This is a genomic window from Apilactobacillus sp., from assembly GCF_025290035.1.
Lineage (GTDB): Bacteria > Bacillota > Bacilli > Lactobacillales > Lactobacillaceae > Apilactobacillus.
Genome location: NZ_JAMBKT010000033.1, coordinates 1 through 5,992 on the forward strand (window position 1 = coordinate 1; position 5,992 = coordinate 5,992).

8 protein-coding genes are annotated in these 5,992 nt (G+C 36.0%); all 8 read right to left on the reverse strand.

What is annotated here, in order from left to right; all coding sequences use genetic code 11:
- Positions 1 to 373: beta-ketoacyl synthase N-terminal-like domain-containing protein (locus M3005_RS05715; RefSeq protein ID WP_293794485.1), on the reverse strand; the 373-nt coding region annotated here is incomplete at its 3' end.
- 13 nt (positions 374 to 386) lie between these two features.
- Positions 387 to 830, reverse strand: coding sequence for a 3-hydroxyacyl-ACP dehydratase FabZ (fabZ, locus tag M3005_RS05720; protein ID WP_053950457.1), 444 nt, complete (start codon positions 828 to 830; stop codon positions 387 to 389).
- Between the two features lie 349 nt (positions 831 to 1,179).
- Positions 1,180 to 1,770 carry a 4'-phosphopantetheinyl transferase family protein gene (locus M3005_RS05725; RefSeq protein ID WP_293794487.1) on the reverse strand — a complete coding sequence of 197 codons (591 nt, stop codon included), beginning with the start codon at positions 1,768 to 1,770 and terminating at the stop codon, positions 1,180 to 1,182.
- Positions 1,763 to 2,524: an enoyl-ACP reductase FabI gene (gene fabI / locus M3005_RS05730; protein ID WP_041153065.1), complete on the reverse strand. Its 762-nt coding sequence runs from the start codon at positions 2,522 to 2,524 to the stop codon at positions 1,763 to 1,765. Before fabI ends, M3005_RS05725 begins: the two co-directional genes overlap by 8 nt.
- A 40-nt stretch (positions 2,525 to 2,564) precedes the next feature.
- Positions 2,565 to 3,332, reverse strand: a complete 768-nt coding sequence (gene accA / locus M3005_RS05735) for a carboxyltransferase subunit alpha (RefSeq protein ID WP_293794490.1) — start codon at positions 3,330 to 3,332, stop codon at positions 2,565 to 2,567.
- Positions 3,333 to 3,341: 9 nt separating this feature from the next.
- Positions 3,342 to 4,160, reverse strand: a complete 819-nt coding sequence (locus tag M3005_RS05740; RefSeq protein WP_293794492.1) for an acetyl-CoA carboxylase carboxyltransferase subunit beta — start codon at positions 4,158 to 4,160, stop codon at positions 3,342 to 3,344.
- The gene (locus tag M3005_RS05745) at positions 4,150 to 5,523 is read right to left on the reverse strand and encodes an acetyl-CoA carboxylase biotin carboxylase subunit (RefSeq protein WP_293794495.1); all 1,374 of its coding nucleotides are present in this window, start codon (positions 5,521 to 5,523) and stop codon (positions 4,150 to 4,152) included. Before M3005_RS05745 ends, M3005_RS05740 begins: the two co-directional genes overlap by 11 nt.
- Positions 5,524 to 5,543: 20 nt before the next feature.
- Complete coding sequence (locus M3005_RS05750; RefSeq protein WP_053950676.1) at positions 5,544 to 5,909, reverse strand: 3-hydroxyacyl-ACP dehydratase FabZ family protein; 366 nt, start codon at positions 5,907 to 5,909, stop codon at positions 5,544 to 5,546.
- Between the last annotated feature and the right edge of the window lie 83 nt (positions 5,910 to 5,992).

Below are 5,992 nucleotides of genomic sequence, written 5' to 3' on the forward strand. Positions count from 1 at the left end.
CCTTCTTTGACATCTTGATTGCTTGTTCTTGGATAGTTGTTAAACCACCAATACCTGAACCATAGATTACACCTAATTCATCTGGATCGAAGTTACCTTCTTTTAATCCAGCTTGTTCCATAGCTTCGTAAGCTGAGTATAAAGCGTAACGTGAAAAGTCATCCATACGCTTTGAAACTTTCTTGTCGATACGTTCTAGTGGATCAAAGTCTTTAACTTCACCGGCTAGTGAAACACCAGTTTCACTTGGATCAAACTTAGTGATTGGTCCGATACCAGTCTTTGAAGCAAAGATATTATCTAAAAATGTATTTGCGTCGTTACCTAATGGACTAACGGCACCAATACCTGTAATAACTACACGCTTTGTCATAGAGTTATCCTCCTTATTTACGTTTAACGTCTGGAACAATAAATGTTAGTTGAGCTGAACAAGCTTTCTTGTCGCCAACGTAAGCAGTACAGTCAACTTGTCCCATGTTCTTCTTTTGTTTACCCATAGTAACTTCGAATCTTACGACGTCACCTGGTTTAACCATTTTTCTGAATTTAGCACCCTTAATTTCACCTAAGTAAGCAGTCTTATCTTTGTATTGTTCACTCTTTAGAATTAAGATTGATGCAGTTTGTGCCATAGTTTCAATAATTAAAACACCAGGCATAACTGGGTTTCCAGGGAAGTGACCTTGGAAATAGTTTTCATTGATAGTAACGTTCTTAGTAGCTACGACTCTTTCGCCTGGTACTAATTCGTCAACTCTATCAATGTATAAAATTGGGTATCTGTTTGGAATTAAATCCATAATTTCGGTTGTATTTAAAACACTCACGATAAGCACTCCTTATTTAAATTCAAAATTTAACAATTAAACTTTTTTATTAATCTGATTTATAATTTTAATTTTTAAAATTATCATTAATTATATCATCTAGTTTCCATATCTAGATGTCCTAATCAACATCAATCAGTTTAACAATATCGATACTAAGTTACAACGTAGAAGCACTTATTTCATCTAAAAAAGATGAAATAAGTTGATATTACAACGTTTTCAATTTACTTCTTTATGTGACATATGCGACTAAGTATATTCATTTAGTTTCAACTCATTACAAGCGATGATTTCATTCGTCTACTAATTGTCCCATCGACCCCGGAAAAATCATCTACTAAATTTACTAGTCATCATAAGTAGCTAAGGTTCCAACGTAACCATCAGCAACCTCAATATCAGTTAGTTTAATTTTACGATCTAGTCTTGTTGCTGATTCTTTAGTATCAACATCAATATCCACACTTTTCACTTTACCAGCGAGACCTGTGCCCACGAGTTTTAAAGCTGCTTCTTTAATCGTCCATAATTTCAAAGTTTCATCCCCATCTTCTTCTGGTGATAATTGACTTAAATAATTTAATTCATTATCAGTGAAGGCTCTGGTGATGCGCTTGTATGTGAATGGACGAAGCTTTTCAATATCAATTCCAACTTCTTGATTAGAAACCGCTAAGATTACTAAATCATATGAGTTCGAAATATTATATTGAAATTGATTACTCTTTAAAGATGGTTTGCCGTGCTTACCATAATTAAAAAGATCACCATGTAATAGTTCATCGATACTAATTTCCATGTAATCCGCTAACATCAGATTTCCCACGATGGCTTGACGCTTATTATACTTAGTAAAATCAACATCAGCCTTCTTGAAAATGTCTTGATATTTTGGATTTTGGATTGAATCAATAAAAATTTTTGTGTTATTAGGCAAGTAAATGAACACCCTTATCAGCGTAAATCAAGTCACCAGTAACACCTGATGATAGGTTACTCATTAAGAATGTAGCAACATCACCAACTTGGTGAATATCAACAGCTTCGCCATCAACAGTTCTTGCTTCAGATTCTTTTAGTAGGTCACCGTGATTCTTGATACCAGTAACGGCAAGAGTCTTGATAGCACCTGCTGAGATAGCGTTAACACGGATCTTCTTAGGACCTAAGTCAGAAGCTAGGTATCTTACGTTAGCTTCTAGAGCAGCCTTAGCAACACCCATCATGTTGTATGAAGGAATTGCACGAGTTGAACCCATGTAAGTTAAAGTAGCGATACTACCTTGTGGGTTCATAACACGACTTGCGTAACGTGATACTGAAATTAGTGAGTATGCAGAAACGTCTTGAGCTAGGTTGTAACCATCTTTCTTAACGTCGATAACTCCACCTTCAAGAGTTTCCTTATCAGCATAAGCAATGGCATGAATAACACCATCGATGTTACCAAATTTAGCTTGAATGTCTTGGAAAGTTTTTTCAACGTTTGCATCTTCAGCAACATCACATTCAATCATTTCAGTTCCTTCTGGAACTAATTTATCTAATTGACGCTTTAGTCTTTCGTTTTGGTAAGTAATGATAACTTTAGCACCATTATCCATTAGTGACTTAGCGCATCCCCAGGCAATACTACGTTTGTTAGCAACACCCATAACAACAATTGTTTTTCCATCTAATAAGTTTGACATTTGATTTGACCTCCTAAATATACAAATCAATTAAATTACTTTAGTTGAATTTACGGTAACGTTCATGACGTTGTGCCAATAATTCTTCTTTAGGTAATTGTTTAAGTTCATTAATTTTTTGAATTAAAGCTTCTTTGAAGTTTTGCATTGATTTTGCATCTTTTACTTCAGGAATGATCTTATCAATGATTTCATTGTTTAATAATTCCTTAGGTGTAAGTTGCATTTGTTCAGCGGCTTGTGCTGCTTTACTTGAGTCTTTCCACAAGATTGTGGCATATCCTTCTGGAGATAATACAGAATAAATACTATCTTCAAAAGCCCAAACAGTATCACCAACAGCAAGTGCGATTGCACCACCACTACCACCTTCACCAACGATAACACTGATGTATGGAACTGATAACTTAAGTCCTTGTAAGATTGATTGAGCAATCATGTAACCTTGACCTTTGTATTCAGCATCCATACCGGGATAAGCACCCGGTGTGTTAATTAAGTTGATAATTGGGCGGTTAAACTTTTCCGCTTGTTTCATCAAACGTAAAGCTTTTCTGTATCCTGAAGGTTCTGCTGAACCAAAATGTCTTTCGATATTTTCGTCAGTGTTATCACCTTTTTGGATACTGGTAATTGTAACGGCTTGACCACCGATAGTTCCGATACCAGCGTAAACTGCTGGGTCATCACTATAAGCACGGTCACCGTGCAATTCGATAAAATCATCAGTTATTCCAGCAACTAGGTCTTGGATACTAATTTTATCAGCACTTCTAGCCGCAAGAACACGATCGTATGCTTTAGTCATAATATCCCCCTAATTCCAAGCCAATAATCTGGCTAAAACTGATTTCATATCTTGACGCTTAACAATGGCATCTAAGAAACCATTTTTAAGCAATGTTTCTGCACGTTGAAAATCCTTTGGTGGACGTTGTTGAATAGTGTTTTCAATTACTCGACGTCCAGCAAAACCGATTAATGTATGTGGTTCAGAGATATTAATATCTCCTTCCATCGCATAACTAGCTGTAACCCCACCAGTAGTTGGATCAGTTAATACTGAAATGTATAACAATCCTTTTTCTGCATGGTCTGAAACAGCTTGTGATACTTTGGCCATTTGCATTAATGAATGGATTCCTTCTTGCATTCTGGCACCACCAGAACAAGAGAAGACAACAACTGGTAGATTCTTTGCAGTTGCTTCTTCGAATAATAGTGCTAGTTTTTCACCAGTTGCAGTACCTAAACTTCCCATGATGAAACGTGAATCCATCACACCAAGTGCGAATTCAACATCACCGATTTTAGCAATTCCAGTTTGAACACTTTCGTTTAAGTCAGTTAGTTCTTTTGATTTTGCTAATTTACCAGCATATTTTTCATCGTCTAAGAAACGATTAGGAGCAGATACTTCGTTATTGATGGGTGTAAATTCATCAACAGTCATGTTGATTCTTTCGTTAGCACCTAATCTAAAACCGTATCCACAGTTAGGACATAACTTGTATGTACCTAACTTTTTGTTATAAAAGTTTTCTTCACAAACAGGACATTTAATAAATAAATGGTCTGGAACTTTGTCCATTAGTGCTTGTAAATCTTTAGTTTCTTCTGATTTATTATTCTTCAACGTTTTTCAACCACTCTTTCAAGAATGATTTTTCAATGTATAGATTATTGAAATCTGAATCATTGAAATGTTTGTCTTGTAACAAATCGTTTAGGAATTGACGGTTAGTCTTAACTCCATCAACCTTAAATTCATTGATTACTCGTTTCATTTTTACGACTGCTTGAGGTTTGTCAGGCATATGTACAATGATTTTAGCAATCATTGAATCGTAGAAAGGAGAAATGGTGTCTCCAGACTCAACTCCAGAATCAATACGAACACCCTTAGTACCAAATGGGAAACTAACATTTTTTAGTTTTCCTGGCGCTGGCAAGAAGCCATGAGCTGGGTCTTCAGCATTGATACGACATTCAATCGCATAACTGTTAACTTGAACATCTTCTTGAGTAAATGGTAATTCTTCACCGGCAGCTACTTGGATTTGCGCTTTGATTAATTGAACTCCAGCAACTTCTTCAGTAACTGTATGTTCAACTTGTAATCTAGTGTTCATTTCCATGAAGTAGAAGTTATTAGTCTTTTCATCTAATAAGAACTCGAAAGTTCCAGTGTTTTCATAACCAATTTCCTTTGTAGCCTTAGCTACTAATTGACCTAAGTAGTCACGTTGATCTTGAGAAACTTCAATACATGGAGTTTCTTCGATAATCTTTTGGTGACCTCTTTGAAGTGAACAATCACGTTCGGGGAAGTAAACAACATTTCCCTTTTGATCAGCAATCACTTGCATTTCAATGTGTTTAGCATCGCTTAAGTCTTTTTCCATATATAATGAGTCATCATCATACGAAATTCTTGCCTCACGCTTAGTAGTAGTAAAGATTTCCTTTAATGATTCAGCATCATCACATTCACGGATACCTTTTCCACCACCACCAGCGGCAGCTTTAAGCATGACCGGATAACCAATTTCATCAGCTAGCTTTAATGCTTCATCTAAACTTTCAATGGCTCCATCAGAGCCAGGGATAGTTGGGACTCCACTATTTTTCATTGCAGCTTTCGCATGAGATTTGTTTCCCATTAAATCAATTACTTTTGAACTTGGTCCAATGAACTTAATTGAACATTTTTCGCAAAGTTCAGCAAATTCAGCATTTTCAGATAAAAATCCGTAACCGGGGTGAATAGCTTCACTGTTGGTTAAAATTGCAGCATCGATAACCGCAGCCATATTTAAATATGATTCATTAGGTTGTGGTCCACCAATACATACTGATTCATCAGCTAATTTTACAAACATGCTATCCTTGTCGGCAGTTGAATAAACGGCAACAGCTTTAATGTCCATCTCATGAAGTGCTCTTATGATTTGCACCGCGATTTCACCACGGTTGGCAATTAATACCTTTTTAAACATTTCACTCATCCTTTATGAACTTATTCAATTGCAAAGATTAAAGTACCTTCACAAATTACTTCGCCATCACGTGTAACTGTTCCATGACCTTCACCAATGTTTCTCTTTAGTTTTGTCATTTCAACAGCTAATTCCAACTTGTCGCCGGGTCTAAAGCTGTCTTTGTATGTTGCTTCTTTGATACCACCAAAGAAAACATTTTTACCTTTGTATTCAGGCATTGAAAGCAATGCACAAACTCCAGTTTGTGCAAGCATTTCCATTGCGATAGGTCTTGGCATTCCGAATTCTAGATGTTGTTTTGAGAAGAACCATTCGTTAACTGTTAAAAGCTTTTCAGCCTTAGCACCAACTCCCGGATTAACTTCAACAATTTTATCTAGCATTTGGAATGGGAATCTTTGAGGAATGAAATCTTGTACATTATAGTCCAAAATTAATCCTCCTCAATTTCAAAAATTGGTTGATC

What these genes read in the sequence shown, in the direction of transcription:
- fabI (WP_041153065.1), bottom strand. Translation starts at nt 2,524, where the DNA reads ATGTCAAACTTATTAGATGGAAAAACAATTGTTGTTATGGGTGTTGCT.
- accA (WP_293794490.1), bottom strand. Translation starts at nt 3,332, where the DNA reads ATGACTAAAGCATACGATCGTGTTCTTGCGGCTAGAAGTGCTGATAAA.
- M3005_RS05745 (WP_293794495.1), bottom strand. Translation starts at nt 5,523, where the DNA reads ATGTTTAAAAAGGTATTAATTGCCAACCGTGGTGAAATCGCGGTGCAA.
- M3005_RS05750 (WP_053950676.1), bottom strand. Translation starts at nt 5,909, where the DNA reads ATGCTAGATAAAATTGTTGAAGTTAATCCGGGAGTTGGTGCTAAGGCT.